General features: G+C 73.0%; 12 protein-coding genes. 5 read left to right on the forward strand and 7 right to left on the reverse strand.

What is annotated here, in order from left to right:
• The first annotated feature begins 90 nt into the window (after window positions 1-90).
• Together ACFRCG_RS25360 and ACFRCG_RS25365 are read left to right on the forward strand one after the other, a co-directional pair.
• Window positions 91-933, forward strand: a complete 843-nt coding sequence (locus ACFRCG_RS25360) for a hypothetical protein (protein WP_380035202.1) — start codon at window positions 91-93, stop codon at window positions 931-933.
• A gap of 99 nt (window positions 934-1,032) precedes the next feature.
• Window positions 1,033-1,332, forward strand: coding sequence for a hypothetical protein (locus ACFRCG_RS25365; protein WP_078978201.1), 300 nt, complete (start codon window positions 1,033-1,035; stop codon window positions 1,330-1,332).
• Window positions 1,333-1,413: 81 nt separating this feature from the next.
• Here ACFRCG_RS25365 and ACFRCG_RS25370 read toward each other — a convergent pair whose 3' ends face one another.
• The 4 genes from ACFRCG_RS25370 to ACFRCG_RS25385 form a co-directional block, all read right to left on the reverse strand.
• Window positions 1,414-6,075, reverse strand: a complete 4,662-nt coding sequence (locus tag ACFRCG_RS25370; protein WP_380035205.1) for an FtsK/SpoIIIE domain-containing protein — start codon at window positions 6,073-6,075, stop codon at window positions 1,414-1,416.
• A gap of 224 nt (window positions 6,076-6,299) precedes the next feature.
• Window positions 6,300-7,430 (reverse strand): hypothetical protein, encoded by a 1,131-nt coding sequence (locus tag ACFRCG_RS25375; RefSeq protein WP_380035207.1) that lies wholly within the window; start codon window positions 7,428-7,430, stop codon window positions 6,300-6,302.
• Entirely contained in the window at window positions 7,427-7,954 is a 528-nt protein-coding gene (locus ACFRCG_RS25380; RefSeq protein ID WP_379998061.1) for a sigma-70 family RNA polymerase sigma factor, read from the reverse strand. The genes ACFRCG_RS25375 and ACFRCG_RS25380 overlap by 4 nt, the downstream gene beginning before the upstream one ends.
• A 148-nt stretch (window positions 7,955-8,102) precedes the next feature.
• The gene (locus tag ACFRCG_RS25385) at window positions 8,103-8,519 is read right to left on the reverse strand and encodes a winged helix-turn-helix transcriptional regulator (protein ID WP_380035210.1); all 417 of its coding nucleotides are present in this window, start codon (window positions 8,517-8,519) and stop codon (window positions 8,103-8,105) included.
• Window positions 8,520-8,648: 129 nt separating this feature from the next.
• Here ACFRCG_RS25385 and ACFRCG_RS25390 point away from each other — a divergent pair, with 129 nt between their 5' ends.
• A complete protein-coding gene (locus ACFRCG_RS25390; RefSeq protein ID WP_380035211.1) occupies window positions 8,649-9,578 on the forward strand; it encodes a zinc-binding dehydrogenase in 930 nt (309 codons plus the stop codon).
• Window positions 9,579-9,804: 226 nt separating this feature from the next.
• Here the strand turns inward: ACFRCG_RS25390 and ACFRCG_RS25395 are convergent, their stop codons facing one another.
• Both ACFRCG_RS25395 and ACFRCG_RS25400 read right to left on the reverse strand, forming a co-directional pair.
• Window positions 9,805-10,623 (reverse strand): DUF2127 domain-containing protein, encoded by an 819-nt coding sequence (locus ACFRCG_RS25395; protein ID WP_380035214.1) that lies wholly within the window; start codon window positions 10,621-10,623, stop codon window positions 9,805-9,807.
• A gap of 102 nt (window positions 10,624-10,725) precedes the next feature.
• Window positions 10,726-11,343 (reverse strand): TetR/AcrR family transcriptional regulator, encoded by a 618-nt coding sequence (locus tag ACFRCG_RS25400; RefSeq protein ID WP_380035216.1) that lies wholly within the window; start codon window positions 11,341-11,343, stop codon window positions 10,726-10,728.
• A gap of 303 nt (window positions 11,344-11,646) precedes the next feature.
• Between ACFRCG_RS25400 and ACFRCG_RS25405 the strand changes: the two genes are divergently transcribed.
• Both ACFRCG_RS25405 and ACFRCG_RS25410 read left to right on the forward strand, forming a co-directional pair.
• A complete protein-coding gene (locus tag ACFRCG_RS25405; protein ID WP_380035219.1) occupies window positions 11,647-12,828 on the forward strand; it encodes a thiolase family protein in 1,182 nt (393 codons plus the stop codon).
• 94 nt (window positions 12,829-12,922) lie between these two features.
• Window positions 12,923-13,684 carry a 3-hydroxyacyl-CoA dehydrogenase gene (locus ACFRCG_RS25410; protein WP_380035221.1) on the forward strand — a complete coding sequence of 254 codons (762 nt, stop codon included), beginning with the start codon at window positions 12,923-12,925 and terminating at the stop codon, window positions 13,682-13,684.
• A gap of 128 nt (window positions 13,685-13,812) precedes the next feature.
• Here the strand turns inward: ACFRCG_RS25410 and ACFRCG_RS25415 are convergent, their stop codons facing one another.
• Complete coding sequence (locus tag ACFRCG_RS25415) at window positions 13,813-14,511, reverse strand: TetR/AcrR family transcriptional regulator (protein ID WP_380035224.1); 699 nt, start codon at window positions 14,509-14,511, stop codon at window positions 13,813-13,815.
• Between the last annotated feature and the right edge of the window lie 136 nt (window positions 14,512-14,647).

The raw sequence follows: 14,647 nt of genomic DNA on the forward strand, positions 1-14,647 counted from the left end.
GTGTATAAGAGACAGACCGTCCGGTGGGCCCGGGCGTGGTCACGGCGACGGATCCGGCCGAGGGATCCGCGATGCCCGACGGGAGCGGACGTGGTCGACTTCGCGCTGGACTACAGCACGCTGGCCGAGGCCAAGAAGGACATGTACGACCTGGCCGACCGCATCTCGCCCACGCTCAAGTCGAGCGACTTCGCGACCCTGGGCAAGGGCGGGTACACCGACGCCCAGGCGGTGTTCGGCGACCCCACGCTGACCGCCGCGTTCCGCAGCCTGTACCGGCTGTCCGCAGGCCCGATGACCCGCGCCGAGGACCTGCTGAAGAAGCTCGGCGACTGCTTCGGCAAGGTCGGCGACGCCTACTTCAACGCCGACGCGCAGATCACCGAGGGCCTGGGTGTGATGGGCGCCACGATGGGCCTGGCGGAGTGGCGCAACAAGGTCGCCGCCTGGAAGTACAAGCAGGACCACCTGGACGAGTGCGCCAAGCCCGGACCCGACGGCACCTACCCGGAGTTCTGCAAGGCCACCGACCCCGGCGACAAACCGCCGCTGGACAAGGTGATCACCACGCCCAACGGCGGCCGGATCGAGACCCACCTGACCCTGGACGCGGACGGCAACGTGATCAAGGAGGAGACCAAGGTCGTCAGCAACGGCCAGACGTACACCTCGGTCACCACCTACGACTCCAGCCGGCTGAACTACACCACCGTGTCCACCGCGCCGGACGGTGGCGTGACCACCACCGAGACGCACCTGAACGCCAACGGGGGCGGCACGCAGAAGGTGGTCGACTCCGAAGGGAAGACGCACACCTACGCGCGCGCCGACGGCAAGCACGAATGGGTGGACACCACACCCAAGCCGCCGGAGAAGCCCGTCCCGCCGGGCGCCGGCGGCGGTGGCGGAGGGCGCATCCCGCGCCGCGACTGAGCCGCCGTCGTACACCCCATCGCCCGGTAGTCCCCTGTAGCTCCCCGTAGTCCCCGTTCGCCGTACCCCCACGACGAACCGATCTTCCCTGGAGGAACCATGCCCGATATCGCACTCGACTTCGGCCGCATCGACGAGGTCGCCGGCAAGCTGACCAAGGCGAAGGAGACCATCACGCCGATGATCAACACGCTGCTCTCCGACGTGAACGGGCTGCTGGACAACGGCATGGTCTTCAAGGAGTCGAGCCCGGCCATGCGCGAGGCCTACTCGAAGTTCAACACCAGCCTCACCGCCGCCGTCGACGGCATCCTGATCTTCTCCGAGATGTTCGCCAAGATCCGCACCCAGATGCACGAGATGGACGTGGAGATGGCGAAGAACCTGAAGAAGAGCTGAACCCTCGCCGCACCGACTCGGGCCGCCTCCCTCGACGGGAAGCGGCCCGAACTCGTCTGCCCCCGGCGGAGGTGCGCCCGGTTACTCGGCCGACCGCAACACCGTCAGCGGCACCTGCACCGCCATCGGCGCGCCGCCCGGCCCCGCGGTCCACGCCCGCCCGGGCACGGGCGGCGCCGAGCGCACCACGTTCGTCGGCAGCCGTACGCCGATCATGTCGCCCTCCTGCATGTTCTTCGGCGCGAGCAGGACGCCGCTGCGGCTGCCGCGTCGGGCCGCGGTGAGCCAACTGCCCATCGCCACCTGGAGGGCGTCGTAGGACCCCGCGTACAACAGCCCCTGCCCCCGGTCGCGGCCCGCGACCGCCAGGTCGCGCAGGACCCGGTCGGCGGCGGGCATCCCGAGCAGTTCGGCGTCGTCCACGACCACCACGCGCGGACCGGACAGCTCGTCCAGGGCCCGCTCGACCGCCTCGGCGGCGGGGTCCTCCTCGGTCAGCAGCCGCACCTGGGGATGTTGCGCCAGCCCGCGCAGCGGCGACTCGCGCGGGGTGAGCACCACCAGCGACGTGCCCCCCGCGAGCAACGACACCGACAACGACGCGAGCGTGGTGCTGCGCCCGGTCCCGGCGGGGCCGATCACGCAGAACACCGACCTGGCGGCGAAGTCCGCCCCGATCGGCTCCGCGCTGTCGCCGCCGATGCCGAGCAGCCCCCACATCGGGCGGCGCACCTCGGCCGGCACCCGCTCGTACGCGGCGGCGAACTCGACCACACGCGGCAGCGTAGGGATCCGCACCGGCATCCGCTCGCGCGGCACCGTGGTGTCGCGCAGCGCCGCCGCCGTGCCGATCCGGCGCAGCGCCTCGGCCTGTTCCTGTCCGCTCGGATCGGGCGCGAGCAGTGCGACCTGACTCTCCGTCTGGGACAACACGTGCCAGCCGCGACCGGGCGAGATCACCGCCGGCACCTTGCGGATCGGCATGCCGGCCATCTGGTAGTCGCTGCGATCCGCCTGTCGCAGCAGCAGCTTGTGGTCGTTGTGCGCGGACAACCGCCCGCTCAGCAGCGCCCGTTCGGACGTCGCCACGATGTGGATGCCGGCCGCCGCGCCCTCGCGCAGCAGGCGCATCGTGTCGTCCACGAGCCGGCCGCCGTCGTGGTCGTCGAGCAGCGCGACCAGGGAGTCCCAGCCGTCGAGCAGGATGACGATGTGCGCGGGCCGCTCGGCCGCCGGGAGGATCCGGCGCAACTCCACCAGTCCGGCGGCGTTGTGCGCACTGCATCGTTCCTGACGCTCGGTCAACTCGCGGACCAGGTAGCCCAACAGCCGTCCCATGCGCTCCATGTCGTGCCGCGAGACCACCGCGCCGCAGTGCGGCAGGGTCTCCAGCGCGGCCAGACCGCCGCCGCCGGCGTCGATCCCGTACAGGTGCACGTCGGCGCAACTCGCCGTGGCCGCGGCCGAACCCGCGAGGGTGCGCAACACCTGGGTGCGGCCCGAGCGCGGCGAGCCGATCACGTAGAGGTGGCCGAACGTGGCCAGGTCCATCGTGGTCACCCGCTGCTGCTGGAGCTGCGGAACGTCCTCCAGGGCGTAGGGGATCGGTGCCGGGCAGGGGTCGGACGCGTCGACGTCGGCCCGCTCCGCCGACGGCAGGTCGTCCACCAGCACCCGCTCCGCCAGGGGCGGCAACCACGGGCTGGGCAGCGGGCGGTAGTCGGGCAGCGTCTCGGCCGCCTCGCGCAGTGCCAGGACCAGGGCGTTGAGGTCGGTCGGGTTGGGCGTGTCCGCGGTGTCCGGGCCCTCGTCGATCGTCGGCAGCGACGCGGGCCGGCCCAGGCCGGCCAGGGTCAGTTCGGTGGCGCGCACCGCGCGGGTCGGGCCGGTCTTCTCGGCGGCGCCGCCGGGGACGGGCCGCTCGGCGCCCACCCACGCGGCCTGGAACGGCACCGCGGCGTTGGGGCCGGTGCGGATCAGCGCCCGGCCGGGCGTGCCGGCCGAGATGTGCACGGCCTCCATGGTGTCGATGATGTCCTGGCTCTCGCCCGCGTCGGTCACCCGCAGGGCGATCCGCAGGTTGGTGTTCGCGCGGATGTCGCCGGTGACCACGCCGGCGGGGCGCTGGGTGGCCAGCACCAGGTGGATCCCGAGCGAACGGCCGCGCTGGGCGATGTTGATCAGCCCCGTGACGAAGTCGGGCACCTCGCGGACGAGGGTGGCGAACTCGTCGATCACCAGGATCAGTCGGGGCAGCGGCGCCAGGGTGGGGTCGCCGGCGCGCTTGCCCCGGTACTCGGGGTGGTCCTTGGCGCCGACGTCGGCCAACAGCTGTTCGCGGCGCCGCAGTTCCGCCGCCAGCGACTCCAGTGCCCGGGTGGCCAGGTGCTCGTCCAGGTCGGTGACCATGCCGAGGGTGTGCGGGAGTTCGGCGCACTCGCTGAACGCGCTGCCGCCCTTGTAGTCGACCAGGACGAAGGTCAGCTCGTCCGGGCGGTTGGCCACCGCGAGCGCGGAGACGAAGCTCTGCAACAACTCGGACTTGCCGGAGCCGGTGGTGCCCGCGATCAGGCCGTGCGGACCGTCGCGCACCAGGTCGATGCGCAGCGGCCCGTCGTAGCCGGCGCCCAGGGTGAAGGTCGTCGAGGCCGGGCGGCGGGCCCAACGGGCCACGAAGTCGGCCGCCTTCGGCGGCTCGGCGTCGACCAGGTCGAGCAGCTTGACGGTCTGCGGCAGGCCGCTGTCGTGCTCGGGGCTGACGTCGCGCAACGGCGCCAGCGCGCGGGCCAGTTGCTCGCACCACGTCGCGTCCACATGGTCGGCGCGCACGTCCGTCACGTCGGGCAGGCCGGTCTGACGCACGGTGAGGTGTCGGCCGGCGGCCAGCACGACGGCGGTGCACTCCTCCGGCAGCAGCCGCTCGCGTTCGTCCAGACAGACGCTGAACACCCGGGCCGCCGGACCCTCGGTGAGCACCTGGACCATGCCGGGCACCTCGCGCAACTGCCGGGCACCGTCGGCGATCACCAGGATGTCGGGGCCGCTGAACATGGCCTGGCCCATCGACGAGCCCATGCTGCGCTGCCGGCTCTGGATCTGCGCGACCAGTTCGGAGATGCGGTTGGCGGTGGACTCCGGGTCGGTGCCCAGCAGGGCGACCGGCGCGGCGGAGCGCGACTGCGGGCGCAGGTGCGGCAACCACCGCACCCAGGCCCAGTCGCCGGCCCGCTCGGGATCGGTCAGCACCACCACGCGCAGGTCGCGCGGGCTGTGCAGGACGGCGGACTGGATCACCAGCCAGCGGGCCAGCGCCTGGATCGGCCCGGTCGGGCCGGCCACGCCGAGCACCCCGTGGTCGGGGATCTCGACGCCGATGGGCGTGTCGGGCAACGTCCAGCTCGCGGTGCGGTGATGCTCGTCCCGGGCCGGGTCCTCGACCTCCTTGACCGACGGCTGGTCGACCGTACCGATCCGCAGCACCAGGTGGTCGGCGTCGCGGCGGCGCCGCTCCCACAACCGGCTGCCCGGTCCGGTCGCGATCAGCGCGACGGCGGCCGGGTCGGGGCCGACCTCGGCGCGGACGATGCGCTCGCGGCGCACGGCCGTGCGGATGTCGTCGTGCAATACGCGCAACCGGCGTCGGTACTGCACCCCGTCGAGCTGGTGCTTGACCCGATTGCTGCGGCGGCCGGAGACCCAGTTCGCGATCGCCATGAACGGGCTCATGATGCAGAAGATCAGATAGAAGTACGAGTGGAAGAACCCGACCATCGCCAGGCCCATCACCAGCGGGGCGATCATCACGAGCAGCGGGAACGGCACCCGGTTCGGCTCCAGCGGCGGCGAGGGCAGCCGGATCTTCTCCGCGTCCAGGTGCGGGGCGATCCGGGGCGGCCGGTTGTAGTCCAGGCCGATGCCGTCGTCGGAGGGCGTCACATCGGCGTCCGCCTCGACCGGTCCGCACAGGCGCAGCAGCGACGGGCCGACGACCAGGTCGGACGCGTGCGGCCAGGGGGTGCCGGGCGGCGCCTCGGGGCGGATCGCCGGCTCCTTCGGCGGGGCGATCCGGGCGCTCTCCCGCTCGACCTTGCGGTCCGCCTCGCGCTCGTCCTCCAGGATGCGTTCCTCGTGCTTGCGGGGCAGCGCCGCGGCGGCGGTGATCGCGTCGGTGGGCGGCGGTGCCACCTCGCGGCCGTGCACCGCGCCGTCGTCGGGCCCGGTGCGATGCCAGTACGCCGAGCCGTCCTGGCACACCGTCACCCACAGGCCCCGGGCCGGTACGCCGGATACCGGCAGCCGGATCGCGCAGCCCTCGTCGGCGCCGATCTCGTGGCTGCCCGGGCCCAGCGGCCAGACCCGGCCGGTGTACGGGCCGGACACCGCGTGCACCTGGACCAGGGTCTGCGGGTCGAAGGGATGTCGGGGGGCGTGCACCCGGTCGGGCTCGGCGGGCGGGGCGCCCAGGCCCAGCACCGTGGCCTCGCGGATCCCGGAGACGGTCAGCGGGGCCTGCGGGTCGAGCACGGTGTCGCCGAGGTAGAGCGACCGTCCGGTCGCCGGCGCCTCGCCGTCCAGGAACGCGCCCAGGTCGGCGGCGCCGGACCCGGGCGCGGCGTCGGCGGGTGCGGTCGGGCGGTGCACGGCGGTCGCGAGGTCCGCCACGATGCTCCCGGGCGGGAGGTCCAGGAGATGGTCGCGGCGCAGGCCGTCCGCGGCGTCCACGGTGGTGACGGTGAGTCTCACGTTCGTCGTGCTCCTGGGGGGTGGGGGACGGAGTCGGGTCCGGCCGACCGGGGGTGTCGGCGGGGAGGGGTCGGCGGGGAGGGGTCGGGTGGGACGGGCCGGGACGGGACGTCGGCGCACGCCGGACGGGTGCCCGTCGGCGTGTCCCGGGTCCCGCGTGGTGATGCTCGGCGGGGATCGAGGACACGCCCTTGGGCCGCCCGTCCGGCGTGCGGGGACGCGGGTCACACGTCGATGGAGACGCCGCTCGGCTTGTCGGTGTCGGCGGGCTCGGTGAGGTCGTCGTGCCCGGCGGGCGGGACCTGCGCCGGGACCCGCGCCCGCGTCGCGGGGGGCGGTGCGGCCGGGGTCGGCTCGGGGGCGAGGTCCAGGTCGGGGTCGATCCCGGCCGGGGCCGGGTGTACCGCGTCCTCCGTGGACCAGGGCGGCAGGCGCCATACCGTCGCCGCCACCGCGCGCGGCAGCGGGCGCGCGTCCACCCGCAGCGGCGTGCCGTGGACGAGCAGCGCGCCGTTCGGCGCGATCGCCAACAGTCGGGCGTGGCCGCGGGGTTGACCCGTGGTCAGCACCGACACGGGCGAGGCGGAGGGCAGTTCGGGGGTGTCGGCGCAGGCCACCACCTGCGGGTAGCGGCGGGTCGCGGCGACCGTCGTGGCATGCGCGAACGCGTCGGCGGCGCTCGGGCCCGCGTAGCGCGGATGCACCCCGGCGGCGACGGTGACCGCGCCGGCCGGCAGCCTGGCGTCGAGTTGGGCGGCCAGCGACTGGACCGTGGCCCGCGCGCCGCGCCGCTCGCCGGAGACCGCCAGCACGCGCGGTCCGGTCAGCAGGTCCAGGAAGACCACCGCCTCGTGCCGGGTGCCGATCGCGACCAGCAGCGGCGCGGGACCGGATCCGGGCTCCAGGTCGGCGCGGGCGATCCACCACAGTCGCGGGTCGAGTTCGTCCACCGCCCACGGCTCGGCGGGCACGGGCAACTCCGGGCCGCAGCCCACCAACACCCCCACCACGTCACGCTCGACCAGCACGGCGTACGGGCGGGCGCTCGCGCTCACCTCGGCCGCCAGCATCGCCGCGTGCTCCGCGTCCTGCCAGGTGCCGGGCGCGCGCAGCGTGCGGACCAGGAGTCGGCGGCGCCGGCGGAATCGCACGAGGCCGGCGATCGGCTCGGCGAACGCGGCCACGGTGAGCGCGATTTCGCGGCGCAGCCGGCGCCGGACGAAGCGCCAGCCGCCGCGCCGCATCGCGGCCCAGTGGGCCAGGGCGAACACGAGGACCAGGATCCCGGTCCAGCCGAGCAGGGTCATCACATCGTGTCCGGCGACCCGCATGGCGAGGTCCTCGGAGCCGGTCATCCGCTCTCCTCGATCGCGGCCGGCTCGCGCCGGATCGCCGCGATCCCGTGGTAGGTACGGGACTTGACCGTCCCGTGCGGTATCCCCAGGGCGCGCGCGACGTCGGCGCCGCTGCGGTCGAGCAGGTGCACGTGTGCGACGGCCTCGCGGTGCGAGGGCGCCAGTTGGCGCAACGCCCCCACCAGCACACAACGATCGACCACCGACGCCGCCGGATCGGGCACCGTGGGCAGCCCGGTGAACTCGCTCGGATCGATGCCCACCGGCAACGAACGATTGCGCCGTCGGGCGTCGACGGCCAGGTTGCGGGCCACCCGGAACAGCCACATGCGGATCGGGCGACCGTCCCAGTCCAGGCGGTCCGCGGCCTCCCAGGCCCGTAACAGCGTTTCCTGGACCACGTCTTCGACCGTGTGCAGATCCGCCCCCAGGATCCCGCTCACGTATCTGCGCAATGGCGTGCTCTCCGCCATCAACAGGTCGATCCGCCGCTCGCGCTCGTAGGTCTCCCGGCCAGGCGACACGAAACTGGGCTCCTCGGAGGCTCGGCCGGCGTCCGTTCCGCCGGTCAAGATCACGATATGGAGCGGGAAACACCCCCGGCGGACCGGGAAATGAACAGCGGGCGATCTTCTGGCGGCCCCTCGGTGTCCCGGGTCGGTGCAACCCGGATCACGGGTGGTTCGGGTCCGTTCGTGCGGCGTCGTAGCGCTCGCGGGCGCGGTCCACCTCGGGGATGTGCTCCTCCGCCCAGGTCTTGACCGCCTGCATGAGCGGCAGCAGGCTCGCGCCGAGCGGGGTCAGCGCGTAGTCGACGCGGACCGGGACGGACGGGGTGACGGTGCGCTCGACCAGTCCGTCGCGCTCCAGGTTGCGCAGGGTCTGGGTGAGCATCTTCTGACTGACCCCGGCCACCCGTCGGGACAGGTCGCTGTAGCGTCGCGGGCCGTCGGCGAGCGCGTTGACGAGCAGGCTCACCCACTTGTCGCTGATCCCGTCCAGGAGCCGGCGGGCCGGGCAACTCGCCATGTAGGCGTCGAACTCCGTACGGGCCTGGGTGCGGCGTTCGGCGGCGGTGCGGGTGGCCATGGCTCTCCTTCGGGTGGGATACGCACTTCCGGGTGGGTACTTCCTCCCGGAGAGTAGCTCTTCCTAGGTTGGCGGTCGAGGGGCCGGGAGTTCGGCCCGTGGCCGCGAGGAATGTGGGAGTGGTGGGTCATGCGTGCGGTGATCGCTCGGTCCGGTGCGTCGGTGGTCGAGGTCGTGGACGGACCCGTGAGTGAGCCGGGGCCCGGTCGGGTGCGGATCCGGGTGGCGGCGGCGACGGTGAACCCGGTGGACCTGATGGTGGTGGAGGGCGCGCCGGTGCGGTACGGACTGGTGCGCGAGCGGGCGGTGTTCGGGCTCGGGTGGGACGTCGCGGGCGAGGTGGACGCGGTCGGGGCGGGCGTGGCCGGGTTCGCGGTCGGCGACGCGGTGCTCGGGCTGCGCGACCGGTTGGACGTACGGACCGGCGCGCTGGCCGAGTTCGTGGTGCTGGACGCCGACGCGGTGGCGCCGCGGCCGGTCGAACTGGATCCGGTGGCGGCGGCGACGATCCCGCTGAACGGCTCGACGGCGTCGCAGGGGCTCGACCTGCTCGGCTCGGCGGCGGGGGACACCCTGCTGGTCACCGGGGCGGCGGGCGGGGTCGGCGCGTTCGCGGTCGAACTGGCGGCGGCGCGCGGGGTACGGGTGGTCGCGGTCGCGGGGGCCGCCGACGAGGCGTCGGTGCGCGACCTCGGCGCGAGGTGGTTCGTGCCGCGCGGCGCCGACCTGGCGGAGCGGGTCCGGGCGCTGGTGCCCGGCGGGGTGGACGCCGCGCTCGATGCGGCCATGCTCGGCCCGGACGCGCTGGACGCGGTACGCGGCGGCGGGGCGTTCGTGGCGGTCAACGCGGGCGCGGCGCCGCCCGGGCTGCGCGGGATCCGGGTGCACCAGGTGTGGGTCCGCGCCGACGCCACCCGGTTGGCCGAACTCGCGACGGCGGCCGGCAAGGGCGAACTGACGCTACGCGTGGCCCGAACCTTCCCCTTCGCGGACGCCGCCCGCGCCTTCGCCGCGGTGGCGGAGGGCGGCCTCCGAGGCCGGGTGGTCCTGGTGCCGTAGACCGAGGCGATGCGGATCCCACCCCCCGACCTCGCTCCAAAAGCAACAACGCGCCGTACCCGCGCACTGCGCCGGCCCCTGGTCAGCCACGGCCTGCGGCGAGGCCCCGGGCCCCAGGCGAGGGGCCGGGTTCGGGTGGGGCGGGTCGGGGTGACGGGTGGAAAGAAGCGGGCGCCCCGATCGGCTTCGGTCGGGGCGGCCCGGGTTGCGGGTCGGGGCCGCGGGTTTACGAGGTGCGGGCGGACGGCGGCTTGGTCGCGTGTACGTGCTCCTCCCACGGCTGCCGGGGCGGCCCGGGGTGGATCGCCTCGTCGATCTCCAGAAGCGATTCGCTGTGCCGCTCGCGCTCGAACGCCTCGGCCCCGCCGCGCACCCCGAACAGCCGCTTGGCGACGATGATGTAGACCACCGCGAGGATGTTCAGCACCAGCGTGCAGACCTTGAACCAGCTCACGTGCTCGCGCATCTCGTAGCCCTCCAGCGGCAGGAACGCCGCGGTGGCGACCACCGTGAGGTATTCCGCCCAGCGCTTGAGGTACCACAATCCGACCGCCTCGACGATCTCGATGACCGCGTAGACGACCATCCCGATCGCCACCCAGATCAGGGTCGAGCGTTTGTAGTCGAACGTCTTGCGGATCGAGTCGACGATCGGCGAGTGGTCCAGGTCGTAGTGGAAGTGCTCGGCCACCGGCCGGAACGCGGTCAGGTCGTCCTCGAACAACCGGCGCACCGAGTCCTGCGAGTTGCTGAACCGCCAGACCGCGTAGGCCGCGAGCAGGATCAGTACGCCGCGCGCGGCCCGCTCGATGGACAGGAAGCGCAGGATCAACACGTCGCGCAGCGCCCGACCGCGCATCACCACCGGCGCGTCGCCGGCGGGCCCGCGGCCCTTGACCTCGCCGAGCACGTAGTCGCCGCAGCGCAGGCAGCGCCACGCCTCGCCGACCGGCGTGGTCGCGTGCAGCCGGGCGCGCAGCGCGGGTTCGTCGGGAGCGTACGTCTCATGGCCGCGCCGTGCGCAGGCCCGTCGATTCCAGTCCACGCGGTGAAGTTACGGTCTCGCGGACCGGCCACGTTCACGTTTCGACCGGGTTCGTACCAAGGATTGGTCATCGAAGCGTGAAATGAGGTCGTACGCCCCGGATCAGGGCGCGCCGTTGCCGGCGAGAACGTGGTCCAGACTCGCCGCCCACTGCCGTACGACCGCCCGCCGCCGCTCGTCGTAGTCGATGACCAGGGCGCTGATGCCCAGACCGCGGGCCACGTCGAGGGTGGCCTCCACGGCGGCGGACACCCCGGGCAGGGAGACGTCGGCGTCGAGCAGTTCGACGGCCATGTCGTATATCGCCGCGGTCAGTCGCAGATCCAGCGGGATCACCCGCGCGCGCAGCACGGGGTCGTTGACCGCGGCCGTCCACAGGTTGAGCGCGGCCCGGTACAGGGTGCCCCGGAACATCGACGCCAGTGCCTCGACCACCGCCTCGGTGTGCGCGGGGCCGGGCGGGATCCGGGCGCCGTCCAGGCGGGTACGGGCGACCAGGTCACCGGCGATGTGGTCGATCGCGGCGGTGAACAGGTCCTCGCGGGTGGGGAAGTGGTGCTGCACGGCGCCTCGTGAGACGCCCGCGCGCTCGGCGACCACGGTCACGGTGCCGCCGAGCCAGCCCAGCTCGGCCAGCACGTCGACGGCGGTGTCCAGGAGTCGGGCGCGGGTGACACGACTGCGGTGTTGACGTGGTTCGCGTACTGGTGCGCTGGTCACGTAGGTCAGCCTAACCCCCGGGAAGGGGCTCGATGCCGGTTTTGTCGGTTGACGTGCACGGAATCGCCGAGGTCCGCACGAGGGTGTCGCCGCCCGGGTCGATGCTTGACAGCATTTGCGCCGGCGGGTCGAATGTCTTAGCGAACGTTCAGTAACCTTGCCGGCAGGACCCTGCGGGAATCCGGGAGCGGCCGGCCCACAGCGGGATCGCGGCACGATCGCGCGGACCGCGCACCGGATGCCACGACCGGGTCCGGCCGTCGCGGTGCGCCGGTTCCACCGTCGTGAAGGAGACGCAACGCCATGACCACAGCCGTCGTCGTCGACGCCGTACGCACCGCCTCCGGCAAGGGCAAGCCCGGCGGCGCCCTGTCCGGCACCCACCCCGTCGACCTGCTCGCGCACACGCTGCGGGCCCTGATCGAGCGCAACGGTCTGGATCCGGCCCTGGTCGAGGACGTGATCGCGGGCTGCGTCACCCAGGGCGGCGACCAGTCGCTGAACATCGCCCGCAACGCGGTCCTGGCCGCCGGGTTCCCCGAGGGCGTGCCCGCCACCACGGTGGACCGGCAGTGCGGATCCAGCCAGCAGGCCGCGCACTTCGCCGCGCAGGGCGTGATCGCCGGCGCGTACGACATCGTGATCGCGGCCGGTGTCGAGTCGATGAGCCGGGTGCCGATGGGCCTGGCCTCGCACGGCGGCAACCCGCTCGGCGGCGAGCTGCTCGCCGCGCGCTACCCCGAGGGCCTGATCCCGCAGGGCTACTCGGCCGAACTGATCTCGGCCCGGTGGAACCTGGACCGGGAGACGCTGGACCGATTCTCCGCCCGCTCGCACCGCCTCGCCGCGCAGGCCGCCGCCGAGGGCGCGTTCGACCGCGAGATCGTGCCGATCACCGTGGCCGGCGGCGCGCACCGGGTGGACGAGACGGTACGTCCCAGCACCTCGGAGGAGGGACTGGCGGGTCTGAAGCCCGCGTTCGTGGACGAGGGCATGGCCGCGCGCTTCCCGGAGATCGACTGGCGGATCACCCCGGGCAACTCCTCGCCGCTCACGGACGGCGCGTCCGCCGCGCTGATCATGAGTGAGGAGAGGGCGAACGCGCTCGGTCTGACCCCGCGCGCCCGCTTCCACGCGTTCGCGGTCACCGGCGACGACCCGCTGCTGATGCTGATGGGCGTCGTCCCGGCCACCCGCAAGGTGCTGGAGCGGGCCGGCCTGGGGATCGACGACATCGACGCGTTCGAGGTCAACGAGGCGTTCGCGCCGGTGCCGTTGGCATGGGCGGCGGAGGTGGGCGCCGACCTGGAGAAGGTGAACCGGCGCGGCGGCGCGATCGCGATCGGGCACCCCCTCGGCGCCTCCGGCGGTCGGCTGCTGAGCACGCTGCTCGGGGTTCTGGAGGCCACCGGCGGGCGGTACGGGTTGCAGACGATGTGCGAGGGCGGCGGGATGGCCAACGCGATGATCATCGAACGGCTCTGAGGTCGTTCGGTCGTCTGGTTGGTCCGTCGGGTTTTTCGGTCGGGTTCGTCGGCCGCGTTTTTGTCAGTGAGTAGCGAGTTACGGAGACACACGTATGCGCATCGAAGGCACCACCGCCCTGATCACCGGCGGCGCCTCGGGGCTCGGCCTGGCCACCGCCGAACTGCTCGTCGCGAAGGGCGCGTCGGTCGTGCTCGTCGACCTGCCCTCCTCGCAGGGCAAGGAGGTGGCCGAACGGCTGGGCGAGCGGGCCCTGTTCGTACCCGGCGACGTCACCCGTGAGGACGAGGTGCGGGCCGCGGTGGAGGCGGCCGACGCGGACGGCACGCTGGCGATCACGGTCAACTGCGCGGGCATCGCGAACGCGGCTCGCACGGTGGGCAAGAAGGGCGCCTTCCCGCTGGACGTGTTCGCCCGCGTGGTCAACGTCAACCTGATCGGCACGTTCAACGTGCTGCGGTTGGCCGCGGAGCGGATGAGCACCCACGAGCCGGTGGACGGCGAGCGCGGCGTGGTGGTCAACACGGCGTCGGTCGCCGCGTTCGACGGGCAGATCGGGCAGGCCGCCTACAGCGCGTCCAAGGGCGGGATCGCGGCGATGACGCTGCCGATCGCGCGGGACCTGTCGGGGTTGGCGGTGCGGGTGATGACGATCGCGCCCGGGTTGTTCGAGACGCCGTTGCTCGGGTCGTTGCCGGAGGCCGCGCGGGAGTCGCTGGGCGCGCAGGTGCCGCACCCGAGTCGGTTGGGGCGGCCGGCGGAGTACGCGGCGCTGGTCGCGCACATCGTGGAGAACCAGATGCTGAACGGGGAGGTCATCCGGCTGGATGGGGCGATCCGGATGTCCCCGCGGTGACGCTCGGCGCTGGGCCGCAGGGGACCTGGCCTTCGGCCTAGGTCTTTTGGCCTCAAACGCCGGCCGGGCTGGAAGTTGCCGGGCTGGGAGGTTCGGCCGGCGTTTCGTATGGGTTGTGTGAGGTGGCCTCAAACGCCGGCCGGGCTGGGTGGTGCCGGGCTGGATGGTGCCGGGCTGGGGGGTGTCGGGGGGAAGGTGCCTGTGTGGCCGACTGTGGACAGGGAGATTTGTACGTAGCGGTCGGCGATTTGTTGGGGGGTCAGGGGGCCCGTGGGGCGGTACCAATTGGCTACTGCCTGACAGCACGTGATGACTGCTCGGCCGGCGTCGATCGGGTATGGGGTGGTGAACTCGCCCAGGGCCACGCCGTCGCGGACGGCGGCGTGCATCAGGGATTCGAGTTCGTCGCGCATCGCCACGTAGCGGGCCCGGTTGGCCGGTTCCAGGCTGCGCATCTCGGTGTCCAGGAACGCCAGCGGTGCGCGGTTGGCCATGTACAGGACGATGCACTCGACCAGCGCGGCGAATCGTGCGGCCGGCGCGTCCTCGGCCTCTTCGAGCGCGGCCCGGCAGCGGCCCAGGGCGGCGTTCATCGAACCGATCAGCAACTCGACCAGCAGGGCCTGCTTGTTCCGGTAGTGGTAGTACAGCGCCGGCACCGTCACGCCGACCCGGCGGGCGATGTCGCGCACCGTCGTGCCGTGATAGCCGTGCTCGTCGAACGCGGCGAGCGACGCGGCCAGGATCGGCGGCAGCAGCAGCGGTCGGTACCCGCGCCAGTCGGTGTGACCGTCGGCGCGCAGATCCGCCGCCAAAGGCTCCGCCATGGGTCCGCCTCCTGATTCCGCGGACTTGCTCCGGCCGTTCCGGGACGCATCGTCTTGGTTGCCGGGCATTCTAACGATCGCTCGCTCGGTACCCGTATCCGTACTCCGGCCGCGCGACCCGGACCGCGGTCCGGGT

This window comes from Embleya sp. NPDC056575 (assembly GCF_042793325.1).
In the GTDB taxonomy this organism is placed as follows: domain Bacteria; phylum Actinomycetota; class Actinomycetes; order Streptomycetales; family Streptomycetaceae; genus Embleya.

What these genes read in the sequence shown, in the direction of transcription:
- ACFRCG_RS25365 (WP_078978201.1), top strand. Translation starts at nt 1,033, where the DNA reads ATGCCCGATATCGCACTCGACTTCGGCCGCATCGACGAGGTCGCCGGC.
- ACFRCG_RS25415 (WP_380035224.1), bottom strand. Translation starts at nt 14,511, where the DNA reads ATGGCGGAGCCTTTGGCGGCGGATCTGCGCGCCGACGGTCACACCGAC.
- ACFRCG_RS25385 (WP_380035210.1), bottom strand. Translation starts at nt 8,519, where the DNA reads ATGGCCACCCGCACCGCCGCCGAACGCCGCACCCAGGCCCGTACGGAG.
- ACFRCG_RS25375 (WP_380035207.1), bottom strand. Translation starts at nt 7,430, where the DNA reads ATGACCGGCTCCGAGGACCTCGCCATGCGGGTCGCCGGACACGATGTG.
- ACFRCG_RS25410 (WP_380035221.1), top strand. Translation starts at nt 12,923, where the DNA reads ATGCGCATCGAAGGCACCACCGCCCTGATCACCGGCGGCGCCTCGGGG.
- ACFRCG_RS25405 (WP_380035219.1), top strand. Translation starts at nt 11,647, where the DNA reads ATGACCACAGCCGTCGTCGTCGACGCCGTACGCACCGCCTCCGGCAAG.
- ACFRCG_RS25390 (WP_380035211.1), top strand. Translation starts at nt 8,649, where the DNA reads ATGCGTGCGGTGATCGCTCGGTCCGGTGCGTCGGTGGTCGAGGTCGTG.